Annotated in this window: 17 protein-coding genes, 1 other RNA gene and 1 pseudogene; 12 read left to right on the top strand and 7 right to left on the bottom strand. The window is 64.5% G+C overall.

Going from position 1 to position 23,421, the window contains the following annotated elements; all coding sequences use genetic code 11:
• Positions 1-20 precede the first annotated feature (20 nt).
• From dapD to asnB, 5 genes are all read left to right on the top strand, one after another.
• On the top strand, positions 21-1,217 hold the full coding sequence (gene dapD / locus XAXN_RS05370) for a 2,3,4,5-tetrahydropyridine-2,6-dicarboxylate N-succinyltransferase (protein WP_054318792.1): 1,197 nt from the start codon (positions 21-23) through the stop codon (positions 1,215-1,217).
• Between the two features lie 75 nt (positions 1,218-1,292).
• On the top strand, positions 1,293-1,649 hold the full coding sequence (locus XAXN_RS05375) for a Spx/MgsR family RNA polymerase-binding regulatory protein (protein WP_054318793.1): 357 nt from the start codon (positions 1,293-1,295) through the stop codon (positions 1,647-1,649).
• Entirely contained in the window at positions 1,646-2,119 is a 474-nt protein-coding gene (locus XAXN_RS05380; protein WP_054318794.1) for a GNAT family N-acetyltransferase, read from the top strand. The genes XAXN_RS05375 and XAXN_RS05380 overlap by 4 nt, the downstream gene beginning before the upstream one ends.
• 32 nt (positions 2,120-2,151) lie before the next feature.
• A complete protein-coding gene (gene dapE, locus XAXN_RS05385) occupies positions 2,152-3,282 on the top strand; it encodes a succinyl-diaminopimelate desuccinylase (RefSeq protein WP_054318795.1) in 1,131 nt (376 codons plus the stop codon).
• A 293-nt stretch (positions 3,283-3,575) separates the two neighbouring features.
• A complete protein-coding gene (gene asnB / locus XAXN_RS05390; protein WP_054318796.1) occupies positions 3,576-5,270 on the top strand; it encodes an asparagine synthase B in 1,695 nt (564 codons plus the stop codon).
• Positions 5,271-5,337: 67 nt separating this feature from the next.
• Here asnB and hpaM read toward each other — a convergent pair whose 3' ends face one another.
• From hpaM to XAXN_RS05410, 3 genes are all read right to left on the bottom strand, one after another.
• A complete protein-coding gene (hpaM, locus tag XAXN_RS05395) occupies positions 5,338-6,390 on the bottom strand; it encodes a type III secretion-associated outer membrane-bound protein HpaM (RefSeq protein WP_054318797.1) in 1,053 nt (350 codons plus the stop codon).
• Positions 6,391-6,829: 439 nt separating this feature from the next.
• Positions 6,830-8,968 carry a TonB-dependent siderophore receptor gene (locus XAXN_RS05405; protein WP_054318798.1) on the bottom strand — a complete coding sequence of 713 codons (2,139 nt, stop codon included), beginning with the start codon at positions 8,966-8,968 and terminating at the stop codon, positions 6,830-6,832.
• A gap of 413 nt (positions 8,969-9,381) precedes the next feature.
• Complete coding sequence (locus XAXN_RS05410) at positions 9,382-11,799, bottom strand: penicillin acylase family protein (protein ID WP_054318799.1); 2,418 nt, start codon at positions 11,797-11,799, stop codon at positions 9,382-9,384.
• Positions 11,800-11,946: 147 nt separating this feature from the next.
• Here XAXN_RS05410 and bfr point away from each other — a divergent pair, with 147 nt between their 5' ends.
• On the top strand, positions 11,947-12,432 hold the full coding sequence (gene bfr / locus XAXN_RS05415; RefSeq protein ID WP_054318800.1) for a bacterioferritin: 486 nt from the start codon (positions 11,947-11,949) through the stop codon (positions 12,430-12,432).
• Between the two features lie 262 nt (positions 12,433-12,694).
• Here the strand turns inward: bfr and XAXN_RS05420 are convergent.
• From XAXN_RS05420 to XAXN_RS05430, 3 genes and pseudogenes are all read right to left on the bottom strand, one after another.
• A pseudogene (locus tag XAXN_RS05420) lies at positions 12,695-13,352 on the bottom strand (thiopurine S-methyltransferase).
• Positions 13,353-13,651: 299 nt separating this feature from the next.
• Positions 13,652-15,895: a DNA topoisomerase IV subunit A gene (parC, locus tag XAXN_RS05425; protein WP_054318801.1), complete on the bottom strand. Its 2,244-nt coding sequence runs from the start codon at positions 15,893-15,895 to the stop codon at positions 13,652-13,654.
• Between the two features lie 61 nt (positions 15,896-15,956).
• Positions 15,957-16,808 (bottom strand): AraC family transcriptional regulator, encoded by an 852-nt coding sequence (locus tag XAXN_RS05430; RefSeq protein WP_054318802.1) that lies wholly within the window; start codon positions 16,806-16,808, stop codon positions 15,957-15,959.
• A 122-nt stretch (positions 16,809-16,930) separates the two neighbouring features.
• On the opposite strand from XAXN_RS05430, the gene XAXN_RS05435 reads away from it, so the two are divergent.
• The 6 genes from XAXN_RS05435 (at position 16,931) to XAXN_RS05460 (ending at position 23,187) form a co-directional block, all read left to right on the top strand.
• The gene (locus XAXN_RS05435) at positions 16,931-17,371 is read left to right on the top strand and encodes a MarR family winged helix-turn-helix transcriptional regulator (protein WP_014089765.1); all 441 of its coding nucleotides are present in this window, start codon (positions 16,931-16,933) and stop codon (positions 17,369-17,371) included.
• Positions 17,368-18,873: an AdeC/AdeK/OprM family multidrug efflux complex outer membrane factor gene (locus tag XAXN_RS05440; protein WP_054318803.1), complete on the top strand. Its 1,506-nt coding sequence runs from the start codon at positions 17,368-17,370 to the stop codon at positions 18,871-18,873. The genes XAXN_RS05435 and XAXN_RS05440 overlap by 4 nt, the downstream gene beginning before the upstream one ends.
• 22 nt (positions 18,874-18,895) lie before the next feature.
• The gene (locus XAXN_RS05445; RefSeq protein ID WP_054318804.1) at positions 18,896-20,089 is read left to right on the top strand and encodes an HlyD/EmrA/EmrK family protein; all 1,194 of its coding nucleotides are present in this window, start codon (positions 18,896-18,898) and stop codon (positions 20,087-20,089) included.
• Between the two features lie 6 nt (positions 20,090-20,095).
• Entirely contained in the window at positions 20,096-21,676 is a 1,581-nt protein-coding gene (locus XAXN_RS05450) for a DHA2 family efflux MFS transporter permease subunit (RefSeq protein WP_054318805.1), read from the top strand.
• 446 nt (positions 21,677-22,122) lie between these two features.
• Complete coding sequence (locus XAXN_RS05455; protein WP_054318806.1) at positions 22,123-22,467, top strand: hypothetical protein; 345 nt, start codon at positions 22,123-22,125, stop codon at positions 22,465-22,467.
• Between the two features lie 333 nt (positions 22,468-22,800).
• Entirely contained in the window at positions 22,801-23,187 is a 387-nt protein-coding gene (locus tag XAXN_RS05460; RefSeq protein ID WP_054318807.1) for a hypothetical protein, read from the top strand.
• 4 nt (positions 23,188-23,191) lie between these two features.
• On the opposite strand, the gene XAXN_RS20640 is transcribed toward XAXN_RS05460, so the two are convergent.
• A non-coding RNA gene (locus tag XAXN_RS20640) (sX9 sRNA) lies at positions 23,192-23,267 on the bottom strand.
• Positions 23,268-23,421 lie beyond the last annotated feature (154 nt).

Below are 23,421 nucleotides of genomic sequence, written 5' to 3' on the forward strand. Positions count from 1 at the left end.
TAGCAACTCCGGAGACCCCCATGGCCACCAGCAAGAAGACCGCGCGCAAGCAGAGCGCGACCACCACCGACGCAGCATCCAATTGCGCGACTGCAACGCGCGGCAAGGCCGCCAAGGTGCCGGCGGTTGCCGCCTCCAGGCCAGGTGTTGGCGTCGGCAAGCAGGGCGCGGCAGCTGGTGCTGCCGGCAAAAAGGCTGCATCCGATGCAGCAAGTCCGAAAACCGCTGCAAAGAAGCCTGCCGGCAAGACCGCGACTTCCGCTGCACCGCGCGTGGCCAAGCAGCCGACCAAGGTGGTGTCTGCACCGGCCGCCAAGAAGGCCGCTGCGGCAAAGAAACTGCCGATTGCCGAGCAGGCCGTGCACAGCGCCGCAACGCAGGTCGGCAGCGACGAACTCAAATTCGGCATCGAAAGCGCGTTCGAACGGCGCGCCACGCTGACCATCGACGAGATCGACGGTTCCACCCGTGCCATTGTCAACCGCGTGATCGACGGACTGGAAAACGGGCATTTCCGCGTCGCCGAGCCGGACGGGCAGGGCGGCTGGACCGTCAACGAGTGGCTGAAAAAAGCGGTGCTGCTGTATTTCCGCGTCAACGAAATGGCAGTGATCGACGCCCAGCCGGCGCCGTTCTGGGACAAGGTGGAATCGCGCTTTGCCGGCTTCCATGAGGCCGAATTCCGCAAGGCCGGCGTGCGCGTCGTGCCGGGCGCGGTGGCGCGTCGCGGCAGTTACTTCGGCAAGGACGTGGTGCTGATGCCGAGTTTCACCAACATCGGTGCCTATGTCGGCGAAGGCACCATGGTCGATACCTGGGCCACGGTGGGGTCGTGCGCGCAGATCGGCAAGCATTGCCATTTGTCGGGCGGCGCCGGCATCGGCGGCGTGCTCGAGCCGCTGCAGGCCAGCCCCACCATCATTGAAGATCACTGCTTTATCGGCGCACGCTCTGAAGTGGTGGAAGGCGTGGTCATCGGGCACCACAGCGTGATCGGCATGGGCGTGTTCATCGGCCAGAGCACACGCATCTACAACCGCGCCACCGGCGAGATTTCCTACGGCTATGTGCCGCCGTACAGCGTGGTGGTATCAGGGCAGTTGCCCTCCAAGGACGGCTCGCACTCGCTGTACTGCGCGGTGATCGTCAAACAGGTGGATGCCAAGACGCGCAGCAAGACCAGCGTCAACGAGCTGCTGCGCGGGCTGGCGGATTGATTCGCACTTACCCTCACCCCGACCCCTCTCCCGCAGGGAGAGGGGCTTTATAGGCCGATTTACCGGGACACAGAGATGACCACGCTCTACGGATTGAAGAACTGCGACACCTGCAAGAAGGCCACCAAATGGCTGGACCGCTTCGGTGTGGCCTATGCGTTTGTGGATTACCGGGACAACAAACCGTCGCCGGAAACACTGCTGGAGTGGGCCGGCAAGGTCGGCGGATTCGACGCCTTGATCAACAAGTCCTCCACCACCTGGCGGCAGTTGCCCGACAACAAGAAGACGCCCGGTTCTGAGGCGGAGTGGAAGTTGCTGTTGCGCGAGTACCCGCAGCTGATCCGCCGCCCGTTGGTAGTGACCGACGACGGCGTCGTCAGCCAGGGCTTCTCCGACAACGGCTTCAAGAAGCTGTTTGGTACCAAGTGAACGTGCGGCCGTACCGTAGTGAGGACTGGCCGCATCTGTGCGCGATTCATGATGCTGCGCGGGAACAGGAGCTGCGGACAGCGGGGTTGCTCGCAGCGTTCCTGCCCTTGCCGATCGCAGCCGAACGCGAGGCATTGTTCGACTACACGTTGCGCGTCGCCGAGCTTGACGGGCGCGTGGCCGGATTCGTGGCCTACGACGCGCAGGAACTGGCCTGGTTGTATATTGCGCCGGACGCGCAACGGCTTGGCGTTGGCATGGCGCTGGCCGCGGCGGTCAAGCAGGACCGCCCCGGCGGCCTGTCGCTGGAATTGCTGGACGGAAACGCCGCGGCACAAGCGTTCTACCAACGCTGTGGCTTTGTCGTCACCGGCAGCCACGGCGGACGCATGCCGGGAAATGAGCGCTTCGCGGTGCGCGTGCAGGCGATGCACTGGCCTGGACCGGATGCCGCGCAGCGGCGCGCGTAAGTCAATCGTGTGATGAAACAAGGCCTGACGCTATGAACGATGTGCTGGATCTTGCCTGCGACCTGATCGCGCGCGTGTCGGTGACTCCCGACGATGCCGGTTGCCAGGCGCTGCTTGCCGAGCGCCTGGCTGTCGCAGGTTTCGCCTGCGAGCACCTACGCCTGGGCGAAGTCGACAACCTGTGGGCGACGCATGGCAGCGGTGCGCCGTTGCTGGTGTTGCTTGGGCATACCGATGTGGTGCCGCCGGGTCCGCACGAGGCCTGGACCAGCGATCCGTTCGATCCGCAGATCCGCGATGGCGTGCTGTACGGGCGTGGTGCGGCGGACATGAAAGGCAGCGTCGCAGCGTTCGTGGTCGCCGCAGAGCAGTTTGTTGCCCGGCACCCGCAGCACCCCGGCACGCTGGCGGTGCTGTTGACTTCGGACGAAGAGGGCGACGCCATCGATGGCGTGCGCCGGGTCGCCAATATATTTCGCGAACGCGGTCAAACGATCGATTGGTGCATCACCGGCGAGCCGTCGTCCACCGAGCGCCTGGGAGATCTGTTGCGCGTCGGTCGTCGCGGCAGCCTGTCCGGCACGTTGACCGTGAAGGGCGTGCAGGGGCATGTGGCGTATCCGCACAAGGCGCGCAACCCGATCCATCTGGCAGCGCCTGCGCTGGCCGAACTGGTGGCGCGGCAATGGGACGACGGCTTCGAAAGCTTTCCGCCCACCAGCCTGCAAGTTTCCAACATCCACGCCGGCACCGGCGCCAATAACGTGATTCCTGGCGAGCTGCAGGTGGCCTTCAATCTGCGCTATACGCCGCACTGGGATGCGCCGCGCCTGGAGGCCGAAATCACCGCGCTGCTCGATCGGCATGCGCTGGACTACACGCTGCGCTGGCACCGTAGCGGCGAGCCGTTCTACACACCGGAAGGGAAGCTGCGCAGCGTCGCGCGCGAGGTGTTGGGCGAGTTCGCCGGCGCGCCGCCGGAAGAAAGCACCGGTGGCGGCACCTCCGACGCGCGCTTCATTGCGCCATTGGGCGCGCAATGCATCGAAGTGGGCCCGGTCAATGCCAGCATCCACCAGGTCGACGAGCATGTGCGCGTGGCCGACCTGCAGGCGCTACCGGCGCTGTATCGCACGTTGATCGAACGCCTGCTGGTCGGTTGAGCGGGCCACGCAGACGCCGTTGTTGCCGCTGAAACAGTTGCGCCGGTACAACCGAACCGTTAGCGTCGGCGACATGGTCATTGGCCTCGCCAACCTCAATTACGCCAACCGCAACAATCTGCGCACGAATAATTGTGCGCGGCCGATGCGGGTCTGCGACTAGGCGACGTCTACCAGAACGCCCAGGAACCAGAAAAACCCGCATTGGCCGATGCGGGTTTTTTTATGGGTGTCAATCCGCGCCGCACGCTCTCACCGACCGCCAACCCCCGCAGTTCTTCAGGAGTGTTTCCATGTGTTCCATCTTCGGTATTTTCGGCCTGCAACCCGGTGACGACCTGCAGGCACTGCGCCGGCAGGCGCTGGAATGTTCGCAGCGGCAGCGCCATCGCGGGCCCGACTGGAGCGGCGTCTACGTCGACAACGGCGCCATCCTGGTGCACGAGCGCCTGGCCATCGTTGATCCGGCGGGCGGCTCGCAACCGCTGCTCTCCGAAGACGGGCAGCTCGCCTTGGCGGTCAATGGCGAGATCTACAACCACCGCGAACTCAAGGCGGAGCTGCTGCAGCCGTACGCATTCCAGACCGGCTCCGACTGCGAGGTGATCAATGCGCTGTATCGCGAAGATACGCCTGCCTCGTATCTCAACCGCCTCAACGGCATCTTTGCATTCGCGCTATGGGACAAGACGGAAGGGCGCGTCATCATCGCGCGCGACCCGATCGGCGTGGTGCCGCTGTACTGGGGACACGACCGCGAAGGCCGTTTGCGTGTGGCGTCGGAACTGAAATCGCTGGTGGACGATTGCGCCGATGCGGCGCAGTTTCCGCCGGGCCATTGGTACGACAGCGCCACCGGCGCACTGAGCCGTTACTACGAGCGCGCCTGGCGCCAATACGACGCGGTGGAAGGTGTACAGGTGCACCTGCATGAATTGCGCGAAGCATTCGAGCGCGCCGTGCACCGTCAGCTCATGACCGATGTGCCGTACGGTGTGTTGCTGTCCGGTGGACTGGATTCTTCGCTGGTTGCGGCTGTGGCCGCGCGCTACGCCTGTCACCGCATCGAAGAAAACGACACGACCGAAGCCTGGTGGCCGCGCTTGCATTCGTTCGCAATCGGCTTGAAAGGCTCGCCGGACCTGGCAGCGGCCGAAGTGGCCGCCGCGGCGCTCGGCACCGTGCATCACGGTTTCGAATACACCTTCGACGAAGGCCTGGATGCATTGCCCGACGTCATTCGCCACATCGAAACCTATGACGTCACCACCATTCGCGCCTCCACACCGATGTTCTTGCTGGCGCGGCGGATCAAGGCAATGGGCGTCAAGATGGTGCTTTCCGGCGAAGGCAGCGACGAGATCTTCGGGGGCTACCTGTATTTCCATAAGGCACCGAACGCGCGCGAATTTCACGAAGAGCTGGTACGCAAGCTCGACGCGCTCAACAACTACGATTGCCTGCGCGCGAACAAGTCGATGATGGCCTGGGGCGTAGAGCCGCGCGTGCCGTTCCTGGACCGCGAATTTCTGGATGTGGCGATGCGCATGGATGCCAGGTTCAAGATGATCGACAAGACCAACAGCGGGGCCACGCGCATGGAGAAGGGCGTACTGCGCGAGGCATTCGCCGGCTACCTGCCCGAATCGATCCTGTGGCGTCAGAAAGAGCAGTTCAGCGACGGCGTGGGCTACGGCTGGATCGACGGGCTGAAGGCGCATGCACAGGCGCAGGTGAGCGACCGCGAACTCGCCGCCGCCGACCGACGCTACCCGGTCAACCCGCCGCAGACCAAGGAGGCGTATTTCTATCGCAGCTTGTTCGAGCAGTTTTTCCCCGGTCAGGCGGCGGCGGAAACCGTGCCGGGCGGCAAGTCGATTGCCTGTTCGTCGCCAACGGCGATTGCCTGGGATGCGAGTTTTGCCGCGATGGCCGACCCGTCGGGCCGCGCGATTGCCGGGGTGCACGCGCAGGCGCTGGCTTCGTAGGGCCGCAGTCACTGCAGCGGCCGGCGTGCATCGCTGCACCGCCGGCCGCCGTATTGATTGCCGCGTCTTATTGCTCGTGACGCACGCAGTACCCATAGCGCTGCGGATCGATATCCACACCGGCCATGTCGGCCTGGTTATTGCGCCACAGGTTCGGCTTGAAGTCGGCCGACGTGCAGTTGGCCGCGCGGTCCACGCCGATGGTGTAGGTAAACGGCGTGTTGGCGAAACGGTTGTTCTCGAAGACGTTGTCCTGGCTCATGCTGTTGTCCCAGCACAAGATTTCCGGTGTGCGATAACGAATCGCGCAGGCCAGAAACACGCCGGCCACCTTGTTGCCGTCGAATTGATTGTTGCTGAAGCGATTGCGCCGCGCATCGGAGAGATAGATGCCCTGGCTGCCGTTGCGCTCGAAACGGTTGTTGCGGATCTCGCTGTCTTCCAGGTGCTCGGTGGTCAAGCCGGCGGCCACGTTGTCGTGGATGTAGTTGTTGACCATCGTGACCTTGGCGGTGCGGTTGAATGAAACGCCGTCCCAGATTGCGCCGGACACGTCGTTGTTTTCGATGGTGATCTCGCGGGTGTCGTACTCGCTCAGCAGGCACGCGCTGCGGCACTTGTTGACCTGCAGGCCGGCAAGCCGGATGCCTTGCCCGGACCGCACGACCACCGCGCTATTGCTCAGGTAGGGGCGCTCGGGCATGAACTCCTTGTCGCCTGTGCTCGCGACGATCTGCATGTCTTCGATGCTGACGTTGCGGATTACCCCGGTGGGCTGCTGGTTTTCGTAATCGCCGACCACCAGCACCGGCTGCTGCACACCGTCGGCCATGCGCACGACGGTGCTCGGGCCCTGGCCGCGCAGGGTGAAGTTGCCGCGATGGATCGATACCAAGCCATTGAGCGGGAACTCGCCTTTTTCCAGGCAAAGCACCGTCGGCTTGTCACTCTGCGGCAGTTTGTCGATGGCTTTTTGCAGGTCCTGGCCAGGACGTACCTTGGCGGTGCATGCAGCCACAGGCGCATCCGGCGGGCCGGATTTGGCTGGCGGCGCGGCCGAGTAGGCAGTGGCAAACATCAGTGGCAACAGGGCGGAAACGGAGCGGGCAAGCAAAGGCATGCGGATTCCGGTCAGTGGGGGGGAAGAGGGCGATGTGCGGAGCAAGACTCCACATCGCGATGGGCTCTAGTGTGTCCCACCGAACGTTAAGTTCCAGCCCATGCGCAGCCGCGCGATTCGGCGCAGGTTCATTACGTTGCTGCAGTCGAGGTTGTATTTCCTATCCTTAGACGCCGCTTTGCTGACCAGCATCACATTGCGAACGCTGTCGTCAGCGCTCGATGTGTCTTGCATTGAACAGGTTCGCAGTTCCACGCCACGACGTGCGCCCGTCCTCCGCGATGTTGCGCATGCAGTTGGTAGAGCGAGGTCAGACGCCGTCTCCCTTTCAAACACGAGCAACATGCATTTGGAGCAGGTGGCAGCCGCATGTGCGATGCGCTGTGTACGTTGATAGCCCAGCTTGCCGGTGGCGTGCCACATACCAGCTGCGCGCTGGTCAGAAGCTGTACGCCAGCTGCGCGTAAATGCGACGTGGCTCGCCGGGGAAGTGCCCGGCGCGCGTATTGAAACCGCTCGCCGCATACACCTTGTCGAACAGGTTCTTGACGTTGACCTGCAGCTTCCACGCGTCCCACTGCGTCTGCCAGCTGATGTCGTAAATGGCATACGGTTTGACGCGTTGGCCATCCAGGCTGACGCGTTCGCCCACGTAGTCGGCACCGAAGGCGATCGCCGAGCGCCACATGGGTAGGTCGTAGCGCGTCCACAGGCCGAAGGTGTTGCGCGGTGCATTGGCGAAGCGATCCCCAGAGGCATTGGTGATGCCGTCGGTGCCTGCATCGAGCACGCGTGCATCGTTGTAGGCATAAGTGAGATTGAGCACCCAGCGCTCGGTCAGGTCGGCCAGCAGGTCGACTTCCATCCCTTCGCTGCGCACCAAGCCAAGCGCAGAGAGTTGATTAACGCCGTCGACGACGCGCCCGTTCGCCTGCACGATATTGCTGCGCTCGATGCGGTACAGCGCCGTGTTGAGGGTGAGTCCGCCATCGTTGAGCGCAGTCTTCAGGCCCACTTCCCATTGCGTGCTACGTTCCGGTGCGAACGGGCCGCCCACGCTGCTGCCCTGATTGGCCGCGTCCTGCGGCAGGAAACCGCTGGCATAGCTTGCGTAGGCATTGATGCCGTCGCGTAACACCACGGTGCTGCCGACGCGCCAACTGAGATCGTTGCCGGTGACGCGCGAGCCGCTCAGCAGGTTGTCGTCCTTGAAGCCGTCCCAGCGTAGCCCCGCCATTGCATACCAGCGCGGCGTCAGCGTGAGTTCGTCCTGCAGATAGGCGCCATCGCGTTGACTGCGCGTGCTGGTGGCACGCCAGGGCAGGGCATCCAAGCCGTAATCGTAGAAGCCACTGCGGCCGTACACCGGGTTGAACAAGTCGATACCGGGCACCGGGCCACGCACGCGTCCGCTGTCGGCGGTGTTGGCGGTTTGCGCGCGGAAGTCCGCGTCCAGGCGGTAGTAGTCCGCGCCCATCAGCAACTTGTGGTCGATCGCCCCGGTACTGGTGCGGAATATCGCGTTGACGTTGCTGGCGATCGCGTCGTTGTTGCGGTATTGATTGCGCAGCTGCCGGGTCATCCACTCGGCGGTGCCGTCGCGATCGCGATCGATCAAGCCCATCGGCTCGTGGTAGATCTGATGCTCCTGGTTCTTGAACCAGCGCAGCGCCATGTCCACTTCCCACGCGCTGGACGGTGCAAACCGATACTGCGAAAGCGCCACTTTGGCACGCATGTCCAGGAAATCGGTGGGTTCGTTGTGGGACCAGCGCCGGTCGGTGAGAAAGTTGCCATCGTTATCGACCGGCACGCCGCGCAAGCGGTTGCCGCCCAGGTTTTGGGTGATGTCGGTGTACTGCAGGGTGAGCTCGCCGGTGTCGCCGAGATCGAAGGCCACCGATGCATCGCCGATCTGGCTCTGGCTGTCGGTATTACAACGAAACCCGTCTTCGCCATCGGCATAGGCACCGATGCGGTAACGGATGCGGCCATCTTCGCGCGCAGGGCCGGTTGCTTCGAACGAGGCTGCACCGAAGGATTGATTGCCCAGCTGCAGTTCGATGCGGCGCGCCGCCTGATGACCGGGTTTGCGCGTGACATAGTTGATCACGCCCCCGGGCTCGCCACCGCCGTACAACGCACCGGCCGGACCCTTGAGCACTTCCACGCGTTCGATGTTGAACAGCTGCGGCACCGAGAACCCGGCGTACGGGTCGCCGCGCAGGCCGTCGTACAGCACGTTTTCCTGGCGGAAACCGCGCAAGGTCACGCCGGCATAGCTGAAGAAGCTGATGCCGCTGATGCTGCGATACAGATCGGTGATCTGCCGCGCAGCCTGGTCGTCGATCAACTCGCGCGGCAGCACCTGCACCGACTGCGGCACCAGCGCCAGCGGGGTATCGGTGCGCGTGGTAACAGCTGCGTCTTCGGACTTGTAGAGCGTCTGCGCACGGCCGACGACATCCACGCCATCCAGTTCGGTCAAGGCCGGCGAGGTGGTGTGTTGAGCCAAGGCGGGCAGGGCGTGCAGAGCGAGCGCAGCGGCGAGCGCGGTGACAAGAAGCGTGGGACGCATTGGTTACTAATGGGAATGGTTATCAAATGCATCTTAGCATGATGTGATAGCTTGATCACGGAGGTCGCTGAGGTGCTGGGCGCCATGATTGGTGCCGCATGCATGTGCAGACATGCGAGACACGAAGGATGCAGAACGCGCAAATGCAGGAGACATGAGTGCACAGCTTTCCTTCTCCGGCCCGGATATTGCCCACACATGGGGAGAAGATGTCCGAAGGGCGGAGGAGGGGACGTACCAAGCCTCATGCGCTCGCGCGCGAAGGGCCACATCACGCACTCATCCACTATTGCGTGATGGCCGTACCCTTACCCCAACCCCTCTCCCGAGGGGGGAGGGGCTTGAAGCGGCGATGCCGTTAACGTCTTCGTCCTACTTGGCTGGACGCGGCGCGGCAACGTTGCCGCCCGCTGTTACTGCGGACGCAATTGCAGCGTGTAACGCGTGGCAGTTGGTAAAAATGGTGTGGGTCTGCCATGCACCCAATCGTCGTGCCCTGCGCCCCAGAACGGCGAGAGCGGGTGGCCGCTCTGGCCGCCGGGCATGTGCACGATGCCGTCCTGCTCGTGGCCGGGCGAGACCACCATGCGCTCGGAGGCACCAAAGGCCGGGCCTTGCACACGTGGCATGTCGCGGTCGCCCGGTAGTTGATCGGGCGGCATGCAGAGCCAGCGCTTGGCCATGGCGGGCAGTGCACGCGCGATGGGGTGGCAGATGACGGCGGTGTTGCGCTGGCCCCAGGTGTGCTGGCCGCGCGGTTCGCTGTGTGCGTCTTGAGCAATCACGTCTGACTGCGCACTGCGTGCAGCATCCTCGAGCAACTGCTCCCAGCTTGCGGCGGCGGGCGGTAACAGGTTGGCCGGGCGCTGTTGCAGCAACGGCCAGACGATGCCCTCCAGTTGCGCACGACGTGGCGGCAGGAACTGCTCGCCAAGTGCGGCTTTTGCCGGCGCCAGCAGGCCGGCTTCCACCGCCTCGATGGTCTTGCTGCGGAATTCGCGCACGATGCGATAGCTGGCCGAGTCAGTCGATGCGCGCCCATCCCAGTCGCGCGTGGCGTATGCGATCCGTTGCAGTGCCGGGTCCTTGCTGTGCTCGACCACGCTACGCAGCAATTGCCACCAGCGCGTGAGCAGCACGGCGCGATCGTCGAGCTGGATGGCGAGCAGATCGCGTTCGTTGAAGCGCTGCTTTGCGAAAAGGTCATCGCGAATCTGCTGCGCGCGTGCGCCAAGGTCGTAACCTGCGTTGCCAAGCGTTGCCAGTTGCTGCATATCGACAATACGGTTGTTGGCGGTCCAGAGCCGGTGCGATGGCGGATCGATCAACGCAGGTGCAGCATCGCTGCGCAGCGACCATGGCAGGCAGGGGCCAGACATCGAACGCGCTGCAGCCGCCGCTGCAGGTGCGCTGTAGGCTGCCTCAGGGGCGGGCGTCGATGTCGCCAGTTCGGCAATCCCGCTCGGGCCGCACCCGGCATTGCGCGCGGGGCGTGCGCCGATCAGGCGCCAGGCGATGCGCCCGCTGCGATCGGCAAGCAGCAGGTTCTGCGCCGGAATGCCGGAGCGGTCTGCCACCGCGAATGCAGCATGCAGATCGCCCGCTGTGCTCATCTGGGCGAAGTCCAGCCGGATCGCACCGGGCAGCTGCGCCGCCCAGCGCAATGCCAGCGCGCTGCCGTCGGCGTTGACGTGCAGCAGCGGTCCCCACGCCGCTTCACGAACCTCGAACTGTACCGGTGCTGCGCCCGCCACGCGGATGGTTTCCACATGCGTGGTCAGTGCTTGCGGGTGAGCCGGTGTAGGTGCAGGAATGCGTGCGAAATCCGCTGTATCGATATAGCTGTTGGTAAATGCCCAGGCCACATGCCCGTTGCTGCCCACGACCACCACCGGCAGGCCCGGCAGGGTGAATCCGGTGACATCCACCTTGCCCTCGGGCGCATTGCTGTCTGCATAGCGCAGGCGTGCGCGGAACCAGATGTTGGGTGCGCGCAGGCCCAGGTGCATGTCGTCGGCAACGATGGCGCGGCCGTCGGCGGTGAGGCTGCCGTCCACCGCGAAGTTGTTGCTGCCCGGCGTCGGCGTTTCCGCGTGTGGCGCGACAGGCGGGTGCGGTAGACGTCGTAGGTCCAGCGCGGCCGCATCCGGCAAGCTGGCGTCGCCTTGTGGCGGCCCGAACAATGGCGCGTCCCAACTTGAGCCCTGATGGTCGAGCAGCGCCGCCAGCGCAGGTGGCACCACGGCCCGGATGCGCGCGGCGGCCAGCTCGGTCTGGTTGTCGCTGTCCTGCAGGTCCGCGTACATCGCAAGGCCGGTGAGGATGGAGTCGTCCAGCGTCCATGCGCGCGGTGCCTGGCGCAGCAGCAGATAGGGCCAGGGCCGTACGCGCAATGTCGCCAGTCCTGCGTTGACGCCATCGGTATACGCTTGCAATGCGGCGCGCTGGCTGCCGGTGGCGATACCCAGGCTGGCCTGCACACGCGCGCGCAGGCGGTGCACGCGGTTGCGCTTGTCCAGGTCCACGGCCTTGGCGCCAAACAGCTCGGACAACTCGCCGGCCGGTGCGCGGCGCATCAGATCCATCTCGAAATAGCGTTCTTGCGCATGCACGTAGCCAAGCGCACGCATCGCATCGAGCTGGTTTGCTGCATCGATGGTGACCACACCCAGCCGGTCGCGCTGCACGCTGACCGGCGCAGCCAGTCCGCTGAGCGCGCTGTCGCCATCCAACTGCGGCAGGCTGCCGCGCATCAACAGATACAGCCCCAAGCTGGGCGCCAGGACCAGCAACACCATTCCCAGCAGCAGCCGGCCCAGCCATTTACGCATTGTCGGTTCCTTGGAGCCCGCGAGAAGTGTGGCCGGCGTACATGACCGTGGCAGGTCTGGCCGCAAGCGCAACTGAAAGTGATTCCGATTAGATCATAGCCTGTCTGCTTAGGGCACCATGCGCGCATTGCGTCGCTGGAGCACACCATGAAAGGCCATCCCGAAGTCGTCGATTACCTCAAGCAGCTGCTGCGCGGCGAATTGGCGGCCCGCGATCAATATTTCCTGCATTCGCGCCGGTACGAGGATCAGGGCCTGATGGCGCTGTACGAGCGCATCAACCATGAGATGGAAGAGGAAACCGAGCACGCCGATGCGCTGTTGCGGCGCATCCTGTTCCTGGAAGGCGACCCGGACATGCGCCCGGCCGAATTCACTCCCGGCAAGACCGTGGTCGAAATGCTGGAGCGCGACCTGGTTGTCGAGTACGAAGTGCGCGCTGCGCTCGCTGCCGGCATGAAGCTGTGCGAAGAGCATGGCGACTATGTCAGCCGCGACGTGCTGCTCAAGCAACTGCAGGACACCGAAGAAGATCATGCGTGGTGGCTGGGGCAGCAGCTTGGCCTGATCAAGCGCATCGGGCTGGAGCTGTACCAGACCTCGAAGATCGACAAGGGCCACCTCGCCGGTTGAGCCGGCAACCGACGCTGCGCAGTCGCCTGGCTGACGAAGCGTGAACCGGCTCGGCATGGAGTATGAGTGCCTTGCCATTCCCGACGATGGTCTGTGCGAGTAGGCAGCCACTTCTGCAGCTGACTGCCGAGTGGGTTTGTCGCGTTTTGCTGCAGAACCACCACATGGCGTAACACCAGCTGTCCTGATCGGCCAGCGGCGCTCCGCCGCATGCAAGGCATGCGATTGCGACATGATGGCTATGCAGCGTCCGGCGGCCGTTTCAGCGGCGTTGCAGGCGATAGACAGCAGTCGATAACCCAGTGACGCCCTCATCGCGGAAGCGTGGTTCCTGATCGAGGATGTCGCGATGTTCCAGCTGGTCCACCTGCCAGGCGGCATCGAACAGTGCATGCACGTGTGTTGCGTCCACCGAGAACGGTGGGCCGGCCTTTTCTGCCTGCGGATATTCCAGGGTGATCAGCAGGCCGCGGCAGTGTGTCGGCAACTGCGCGTACACCGTTTGCAGATAACGCTGGCGCAGCTCGAACGGTAGCGCGACCAGTGCGGCACGATCGTAGACGGCCGCGCAGCCGGCCAGCACGCTGGCGTCCACCGCGAATGCATCGCCGCAGATGATCTCGATCGGGCCGGCGATGAAATGCTCGCCAGCAGCGCTGCTGTGACGTTGCGGTTGAAGGCCTGCCTCATCGAAGAATTGCGTCACCGCCAGTGACGACAGCTCCACGCCAAGCACGCGATGGCCTTGCGCCGTGAGCCAATGGATGTCCAGCGTCTTGCCGCACAGGGGCACCAGCACGCGCGATTGCTTGGGCAAATCCAGCGCGTGCCAGTGCTTTTTGCAGCAGCGGCAACACCTCTTGCTGATGAAAGCCGGTATGTCCGAGCTGCCAACGTTCCAACCAGAAGTTCGTGTCCATGCATCGCCTTGCCAGTGGCTGTCTCCACTGTGGTCATGTGAGAGTGCGGCATCGCGTCTTCTGAAGCGAAGCGCTGCGCCACGCCACCTCGGCAGCCTGAGGCGTCCGCAATCCTAGCCGCGCCGCGGCGCGCCGCATGGGTGAACAAGCGTTACTGCATCTCCAACCCATCTGCCTTCGAGCGCGCCCCAGCAGCCTGTGACGGCTGCGGTTATCGATCGCGCCGCTGCCGCGCCGCGCCTCAACAGCTTGAGGCGCACCACTTCCAGCCGCGCTGCTGCGTGCCAGGCGAGTGACCGTTACTGCACTTCCAGTCCGTCCACCTTTTGCCACCCGCGCGGCAACAACGATCCACGGCTCGCACGCGCACCCACGTACGTGTCCAGGTCCTTGAACGACAGGCTCATGGTGCGTGCGCCGCTGCGTACCAGCAGCGTGTTGCCCGGGGCGACCGCGACCACCGCCACCACGCGTTCGGTGCCGAGCTTGGCCTTGGGGATCTCGATGATCTTGTTGCCTTTGCCCTTGTCCAGCTCGGGCACGTCGGTCGCCGGCACCGCGAGCAGATTGCCGGCGCTGGTCACCGCCACGATGCGATCGGTTTGCGGGTTGCTCACTTGGGCTGGCGTCAGCACATGCGAGCCGGTGGTCAGGTTGAGCATCGCCTTGCCGGCCTTGTTGCGGCCGGTGAGGTTTTCGAAACGGGTGACGAAGCCGTAGCCGTGCGAGGACGCCAGCACGAAGCGGGTGGCGTTGTCGGCACTGGCCATGACCTGGAACGCCGCGCCCGACGCCGGTGAGAACCGCCCGGTCAAGGGTTCGCCGTTGCCACGCGCCGAGGGCAGGGTGTGCACGGCGGTGGAGTAGGCGCGGCCTTCCGAATCCAGGAACGCCACCTGGTGCGTGCTGCGGCTGCGGACCGCCGCCAGCAGGCCGTCGCCATCGCGGTAGGACATGCCGGCCGGATCGACCTCGTGCCCCTTGCCCGCGCGGACCCAGCCCTTTTGCGACAGCACCACGGTCATTGGTTCGCTGGCCACCATTTCGGTTTCGTCGATGGCCTGCGCGGCGCCACGTTGCACCAGCGGCGAACGACGCGCATCGCCGAACTTCTTGGCGTCGGCGGTCAGTTCGTCCTTGATCAGCTTCTTCAGCTTGGTCTTGCTTTCCAGGATCGCCATGATCTGCGCGCGCTCCTTGGCAAGCGCTTCCTGTTCGCTGCGGATCTTCATTTCTTCCAGGCGCGCCAGTTGGCGCAGCTTGGTTTCCAGGATGTATTCGGCCTGCTCTTCGCTCAGCGCGAAGCGCGCGATCAGCACCGGCTTGGGTTCGTCTTCGCTGCGGACGATGCGGATCACTTCGTCCAGGTTGAGGAAGGCGATCAACAAGCCTTCCAACAGGTGCAGACGACGTTCGACCTTCTGCAGGCGGTGGTTGAGGCGGCGGGTCACCGTATCGCTGCGGAAGCTCAACCATTCGCTCAGCAGGTGCTTGAGATTCTTGACCTGCGGGCGGCCATCCAGGCCGATCACGTTGAGGTTGACGCGGTAGCTGCGCTCCAGGTCGGTGGTGACGAACAGGTGGCCCATCAGCTGCTCGGCATCCACGCGATTTGAGCGCGGCACCAGCACCACCCGCACCGGGCTGGTGTGGTCGGACTCGTCGCGGATGTCTTCCAGCCACGGCAGCTTCTTTGCACGCATCTGCTGGGCGATCTGCTCGATCACCTTGGATGGGGAGACCTGGTAGGGCAGCGCATCGATGACGATGTTGGCGTGCTCTTTCTTGTAGGTGGCGCGCGAACGCACGCTGCCGTGGCCGGTTTCGTAGATGTTCCGCAGGTCCGCAGCCGGCGTGATGATTTCGGCGGTGGTCGGATAATCCGGGCCCAGCACGTGCTCGCACAGGTCGGCGACGCTGGCATCGGGGTCGTCGAGCAGCCGCAGCAGTGCGCTGACGATCTCGTTGAGATTGTGCGGCGGCACGTCGGTGGCCATGCCGACCGCGATACCGGTGGTGCCGTTGAGCAGCAGGTGCGGCAGGCGTGCCGGCAACCAGGTGGGTTCTTCCAGGGTGCCGTCGAAGTTGGGCGCCCAGTCGGTGGTGCCCTGGCCGAGTTCGCCCAGCAGCACTTCGGCGATCGGGGTCAGCTTGGACTCGGTATAACGCATCGCGGCGAACGACTTGGGGTCGTCGGTGGAGCCGAAGTTGCCCTGGCCTTCGATCAGCGGGTAACGGTACGAGAACGGCTGCGCCATCAGCACCAGCGCCTCATAGCAGGCGCTGTCGCCGTGCGGGTGGTACTTACCGATCACATCGCCCACGGTACGCGCGGATTTCTTCGGCTTGGCGGCGGCATTCAGGCCCAGCTCGCTCATCGCATAGACGATGCGCCGCTGCACCGGCTTCAGGCCGTCGCCCAGGAACGGCAGGGCGCGGTCGAGCACCACGTACATCGAGTAGTCGAGATAGGCGCGTTCGGCGTACTCGCGCAGCGGCAGCTGTTCAAAGCCGTGGAAGGTGGGGCGGGTCAGATCGGTCATGTAAAGCCAGGTCCTGCGTGAAGAGGAACCCGCACCGGGGTGCGGGCTCGAAGAGCGCCGATTATCCGGATGCGGCGGGGGATGCCAAGCCGCGCGCATGCGAGCCGGCCAGATAACGGGTGGGCGGGGCGCCGAAATGGCGGTGAAACACGCTGACGAAGGCGCTGGGGCTGCTGTAGCCAAGCTGATCGGCCACCTGCGCCACTGCGTGGCCCTGGCTTAGCCGCCGCAGGCCTTCGGTCAGGCGGGCCTGCTGCCGCCACTGCGCAAAACTCAGGCCGGTTTCGTCGCGGAAATGCCGGCTCAAGCTGCGCGGCGACAATCCGCCCCAGTCGGCCCAGGCGTCGAGCGGGCGCGGGTCGGCGGGCGTGTCGAGCAACTGGCGGGCGATCCGCAGCAGTCGGCGGTCGGCCGGCATCGGCAGGTGCAGGTGGTCGATCTGCACCTGGCATAGCTCGTCCAGCAGCACCGCAGCCAGGCGTTGCTGGGCGGTATCCAGCGGCTGTTCCAGTGGCCAGCTGGCCGCCCGCATGATCGCCTCGCGGGCCAGCCCGGTCAGCCGGATCACCCCGCCTTGCGCAGGCAGGGCGGCGCAGGCATCCGGCCGCACAACTACGCCCCAGCCGCGCATCGGCCCGGCCAGCTTCACGGCGTGCTGCTGCCCGGGCGGCAGCCAGCCGGCGCAGCCGGGCGGCAGCGACAAGGCGCCTTGTTCGGTGTGCACGGTGAGCACGCCGTGTTCTACATACATCAGCTGGCCGCGGACATGCGCGTGCCAGGCGGTTTCCGGCGCCCACACCTCGCGCAGCTCTGCAAGGAACGCGATCAGCACCGGCCCATCGGCCTTTTCGAAACTGGCGCGTACGCCTGGCGGCAACGCATCGATCTGGGTTGGCGCATTCTCGATACTCATTGGCCGAATTGTATTACCGAGCCAGCACATGCGCCGCGTAAGGTGGCGATCCTTGCGTTCGGTTTAATCCCTGTCGGTATAATTGATTTGACAAATATATTTTTAAGAACAAAATGTGCGGCATGAATGTCTCGTCTTCCGCCACACCGTCGTTCGGCCTGCTGCTGCGTCAGGTGCGTGACGCGCTGATGCGCCAGCTCGACGCCGAGATGAAGGGCGAACTGCCCGATTTCGGCTTCAGCCACTACGTGGGCCTGAAGATTTTGGCGGTACGCTCGCCGTGTACGGCCAACGAACTGGCGCTGGCGCTGGACCAGACCCCGAGCGCGGTGACCCGCCTGCTCGACAAGCTTGAAGCGCTGGGCGCGGTGCGGCGTGAGCCGCATGCACAGGACCGGCGCGCGCTGCAGATCGTCATGACCGAACAGGGCGTGGCGCTGTGGGAGCGCCTGCGCCTGCGCGGCGAACGCGCCATCGAGCACGGCCTGCGCGACCTGTCCGCGGCCGAGCGCGAACTTCTCACCTCACTTCTTATCCGTGTCCGCGATGCACTCAACTCATGAACGCTGCTAGTTCCCCGACCCAGACGCTGCGCCCGCGCTCGATGCGCCTGGCGCGGCCGCTCGTTATCTCCGCCCTGGCACTGGCGTTGGCCGCGTGTGCCAGCAGCCGTGGTCTGAATCCGCAAGGCGCCGTGCTGGATCCCGGCACGCTGCATGCAGAGCGCACCTTGGCGCAGCCCACCGCGCTGAGCCCGGCCGCGTGGCCGGCCAGCGATTGGTGGCGCGCGCTGGGCGATGCGCAGCTGGATGCGCTGATTGCCGAAGGCCTGCAGCACAGCCCCAGCCTTGCTGCTGCGGATGCGCGGTTGCAACAGGCGCAGGCGCGTATCGGCAGTGCACAGGCCGAACGCGGTCCCAGCCTCTCGGTGTCCGGTGGCTACGCCGGCCTGCAGTTGCCTGAATCCATGGTCGGCGAAGAGCTTGGCGGCAGCTACGGCGGCAGCGCGCAGGTCGTGCTGGATTTTCGCTATGGCATCGATCTGTGGGGCGGCAAGCGTAGCGCGTGGGAAGCGGCAGTGGACCAGGCGCATGCGGCCGAAGTGGATGCGCAGGTGGCACGATTGAACCTGTCGTCGGCGATTGCCGAAGGCTATGCACAGCTCGCGTACGCGTGGAGCCTGCACGACCTGGCCAACGACGAATTGAGCCGTGCGCAGAAGACCCTTGAGCTGACCCGGCAACGCCGCAGCGCCGGCATCGACAGCGAGTTGCAGGTGCGTCAGGCGCAAGCGCGGGTGCCGGCTGCGCAGCAGCAGCTGCAATCTGCGCAGCAGCAGATCGACGAAGCCCGCACTGCCTTGGCAGCCTTGGTCGGGCAGGGCCCGGATCGCGGTCTGGACATCGCCCGTCCAGCACTCGGTGGCGGCATCGCCACGCAGTTGCCGAGCATGCTGCCGGCCGACCTGCTGGGTCGTCGCCCCGACGTGGTGGCGGCGCGCTGGCGCGTGGAGGCGGCCGACAAGGACATCGCGGTCGCCAAGACCCGCTTCTATCCCAGCCTCAACCTCACCGCCTTGGGCGGTGTGATCAACCCGGATGTCGGCAAGCTGCTGGAAAGCGGCTCGGTGTTCGGTCTGGTCGCGCCGGCGCTGAGCCTGCCGATCTTCGACGGCGGCAAGCTGCACGCCAATCTGGCCGGCAGCGATGCGCAGTACGACCTGGCCGTGGCCGACTACAACCAGAAAGTGATCGCTGCGCTACGCGAAGTGGCCGACCAGGTCACCGCCGTGCGTTCGTTGGAGCAACGCGCGCAGGCGCAGAACGACGCCGTGCAGACCGCCACGGCCGCCTTCGACCTGGCCCAGCAGCGTTACCGCGCCGGCATTGGCAGCTATCTGGAAGTGCTCAGCGTGCAGGAGCAGTTGCTCGTCGCACGCCAACGCATGGCCGGGCTGCAGTCGCAACAACTTCTGGCCTCGGTGAGGTTGCAGCGTGCGCTGGGCGGCGGATTCACGCCGCAGCCCGCACGCGATACCGCACACACCGCGCCCACTTCTGCATAACCGAATTCCTGAGACATCGACGATGAGCCAGACGACTTCAACTTCTTCTCAACCCGCACCGGCCGCGCCCAGCAAGCGCCGTGCTGCGCTGCGCATCGTGGCCATTGTGGTGATCCTGGTGATCATCGGCCTGGTGGTGTGGTACTTGCTGGTCGGCCGTTGGCACGAAGACACCGACAATGCGTATGTGCAGGGCAACCAGGTGCAGATCACCCCGATGGTGGGCGGTACCGTGGTCAGCATCGGCGCCGAAGACGGCATGCGCGTGGAGCGCGGCCAGTTGCTGGTGCAGCTGGATCCGGCCGACACCGAGGTCGCCTTTCAGCAGGCCGAAGCCAACCTGGCCAAGACCGTGCGCCAGGTGCGCGGTCTGTATCGCACCGTGGAAGGTGCGCAAGCCGAATTGTCGGCACGCGAAGTCACGCTGCGCAGTGCACGCTCGGACTTTGCGCGGCGTAAGGATCTGGCTGCCACCGGCGCAATCTCCAACGAAGAACTGGCGCATGCCCGCGACGAACTGGCTGCCGCCGAAGCAGCCGTGAGCGGCTCGCGCGAGAGCCTGGAGCGTAACCGTGCGTTGGTTGACGACAGCGCGGTGGCCAAGCAGCCTGACGTGCAGGCCGCCGTCGCACAGCTGCGTCAGGCGTATTTGAATCATGCGCGCACCGGCGTGGTGGCGCCGGTGTCCGGCTATGTTGCACGGCGCTCGGCGCAGGTTGGTCAGCGCGTGCAGCCGGGCAGCGTGTTGATGGCAGTGGTGCCGTTGGAGCAGGTGTGGGTGGAAGCCAATTTCAAAGAAACCCAGCTCAAGCACATGCGCCTGGGCCAGGAAGTGGAACTGCATTCTGATCTGTACGGCGGTGGCGTGGATTACACCGGTCGCATCGAGAGCCTGGGCCTGGGCACCGGCAGCGCGTTTTCGCTGTTGCCGGCGCAAAACGCCAGCGGTAACTGGATCAAGATCGTGCAGCGCGTGCCGGTGCGCATTGCGGTGGATTCCAAGCAGCTGGCCAGCAATCCGCTGCGGATTGGTCTGTCGATGAAGGTCGATGTGAACCTGCACGATCAGCAAGGCAGCGTGCTGCCGACCAAGGTCGCCAACGGCGCGGTGTTTTCCACCGACGTGTATGCGCAGCAGCTCAAGGCTGCCGACGCCGACATCCAACGCATCATCCAGGACAACCTGCCATCGCAGGCTGCCAGCAAGGCGGGCTAAGCCACCATGTCTTCGCAAGCTCCCACCGCACCGGGCGGCCCGGCGGCACCGGCGCCCGCCGCCGGTTTTCGCCCGGCCAGCGTGGCGTTGTGCACCGTGGGCCTGGCCATGGCCTCGTTCATGCAGGTGCTGGACACCACCATCGCCAACGTTTCGCTGCCGACCATCGCCGGTAATCTCGGCGCCAGTTCGCAGCAGGCCACCTGGGTGATCACCTCGTTCGCCGTCAGCACTGCCATTGCGCTGCCGCTGACCGGTTGGTTGAGTCGCCGGTTGGGCGAAACCAAGCTGTTCGTGTGGTCCACGCTGGCGTTCACCATCGCCTCGCTGCTGTGCGGTCTGGCGCAGAGCATGGGGATGCTGGTGGTGGCGCGCGCGCTGCAAGGGTTTGTTGCCGGCCCGATGTATCCCATCACCCAGAGTCTGCTGGTGTCGATTTATCCGCGCGAAAAACGCGGGCAGGCGCTGGCGTTGCTGGCGATGATCACCGTGGTGGCCCCGATCGCCGGGCCGATTCTCGGCGGTTGGATCACCGACAACTACAGCTGGGAATGGATCTTCCTGATCAACGTGCCGCTGGGCGTGATTGCCAGCAGCATCGTGGGTTCGCAGTTGCGGCATCGCCCCGAGCAGCTCGAAAAGCCGCGCATGGATTACATCGGCTTGATTCTGCTGGTGGTTGGCGTGGGCGCCCTGCAGCTGGTGCTGGATCTGGGCAATGACGAAGATTGGTTCTCTTCGGACAAGATCGTGGTGTTGGCCTGCATCGCAGCAGTGGCGTTGGTGGTGTTCGTGATCTGGGAACTGACCGACAAGGATCCCATCGTCGATCTCAAGCTGTTCCGGCATCGCAATTTCCGCGCCGGCACGCTGGCAATGGTGGTCGCATATGCCGCGTTCTTCAGCGTGAGCCTGCTGATCCCGCAATGGCTGCAGCGCGACATGGGCTACACCGCGATCTGGGCCGGCCTTGCCACCGCACCAATCGGCATCCTGCCGGTGCTGATGACGCCGTTCGTGGGCAAATATGCGCTGCGCTTCGACCTGCGCATGCTGGCCACCATCGCCTTTATCTTCATGTCGTTCACCAGTTTCTTCCGCTCCAATTTCAACTTGCAGGTGGACTTCGGCCATGTGGCCACGATCCAGTTGGTGATGGGTGTAGGCGTGGCGTTGTTCTTCATGCCGGTGTTGCAGATCCTGTTGTCGGATCTGGACGGCCGCGAGATCGCGGCGGGCTCGGGCCTGGCCACATTCCTGCGCACGCTGGGCGGTAGCTTCGCCGCATCGTTGACCACGTATCTGTGGGTGCGCCGTACCCAGGTGCACCACGCGCACATCACCGAGCACATTTCGGTGTACACGCCCGGTATGCAGGAGCAGGTCACCGCGATGGGGCAAGGCGACCCGCAACGTGGCGCCGCCTTCCTCAACAACACCATCAACCACCAGGCATCTCAGATGGGTTTCAACGACATCTTCTATCTGCTTGGATGGACCTTCCTGGCGATCATCTTCTTCCTGTGGCTGGCAAAACCGCCGTTCGGTACCGGGGCCGGGAGTGCGGCGGCAGCAGGGGGGCACTGAGCACCCTATTGAGGGCGTGACAGCATCGTCGGTCAGGCGATGGCTGTGGCGTACAGCGGAAAGGGGCTCTTTGGCGGCGTCGATGGGCTTGCCGATCACTGAACAGCCGGTCACGCCAGGGCAGCTCTTTGCCGCGTTTTCGGTGAGCAGGCTGCTCGTCAGTACGCTGTCTGTAGGCAATCGACGCCGCGACCACGCTCTGGAAGCGATGTGCGTCGGGAGGTGGCGGGCAAGGCAACGCTACAGCGGCTCTGGCAGCCGCAGGTATTGGCGAACGGGCAGCGCGGCTGGTGTGCCAGCGGCTGGGAGGTAGGGCAGCACAACGCGCACCGGCATGTCGGTCACGACGGAAGGGCGCGGGTGAGAGTGCGCATCGTGTTTCATCAGGCCCTCGATGGCGACGGCTACAGCATCGTCTGTCTGACCAATAGCTGTGCACGCAATGTGTGGAACAGGGGGCCGGTGGAGAGCGTCATGGGCAGCGTTTCTCCCGATACGTTTGCGCCGAAGCCATCTCGGAAACACTCATCGCCTTTGCGCTGCGCACGCCGGCTGATGGCGACATGCGGGTATCTGCCACTGCGCTGTGCGCCGAGACTGCCGTACCTGCCGACCAACTTGAGCAAGTCGTCAATACGGCCGGCTACACGCTGCTGTCCAACCCCGGCGTAGCCGCGGCGATTTGCGTTTTTACGCTCAGTACGCTGCTTTCGCTGCATCCACAAATGCGCCGGATAGTCTTGCAGAAGCCGACGAGGCCGATGGAGATTTCGTTCGATCCAAGGCGGTGAGGCAGCGCATCGATGCCCTGCATGCCACGCACGAAGTGGCGTGAGGCAACTCTCCGCCCAAGATTGGTTGGCAGTGTGAGGGCCGCTCTTATGTACGCGCGATGGGCAGCTAGTGCAGGTAAGGGGCCAAGCGATCTTGCAAGGCTTGGGGTAGCATGCGCCGCTGTCGCCGCGCAGTCCTGTTTTTTCCGAGAGGACCACAAGCGGTGTCTTGCGCGGGCATGCCGCCTGCGTTTTTCATCACACAAGGAAGCTTCGATGATGTTTCGATCCTCATGGCGTCGCGTCTGTGCGACCGCACTGCTCATTCCCTTTCTTGCCTTCGCTGCCGTTGTGCAAGCGCAGGCCGCGACCGCACGTCCGGAGGTTGCCAAGCAAGCCAAAGCGTATAGCTCCAACGATGGCGTCAAGGTGTCGACCTTGCGCTACGGCCCGCGCGAAAAAAATCAGGCACTGGTGCAGGTAACCGGTGCCGACAGCGAGATCGACGACAAGATCCTGCTGGCAACAACGGCCGCCACGCAGAAGGACACCCGCTATACGGTTCAGCGGAAAGGCCGTCCGTACGTGCTGCTGATCCTAGACGAAGGTGGCGGCGAGTTGTACGTGCCAGGTGCGCCGAAGCCGGCGCGCGTCGGCTATGACGCCGGTGTCTCGGAGCAGATCAATCCCGAGCATTATCTGACCGATTATCTTGAGCAGATGGCCGGCAGCAAATAAGAGTGGCTAACAAAACGTAGCGAGCGGTCGTCAGGTGGGCGTGGACGGCGCACAGGAACCGGAGTGTACGAGGGGTACATTAGGATTCCGAGCACCGGCCGCGCCCGCCTGGCGGCTGCGCAGTAGTTTTGTTAGCCGCTCTTATTCCATGCGGCCTCTTATCTGCCGCAGTGCGCGCTTATTTGCCTGGAAGTCCGTGCGTATCACCAACCTTGCCGTGTGCCTGACGCGGCG

The sequence above is a fragment of the Xanthomonas axonopodis genome (genome assembly GCF_001304695.1).
Taxonomy (GTDB): Bacteria; Pseudomonadota; Gammaproteobacteria; order Xanthomonadales; family Xanthomonadaceae; genus Xanthomonas; species Xanthomonas axonopodis.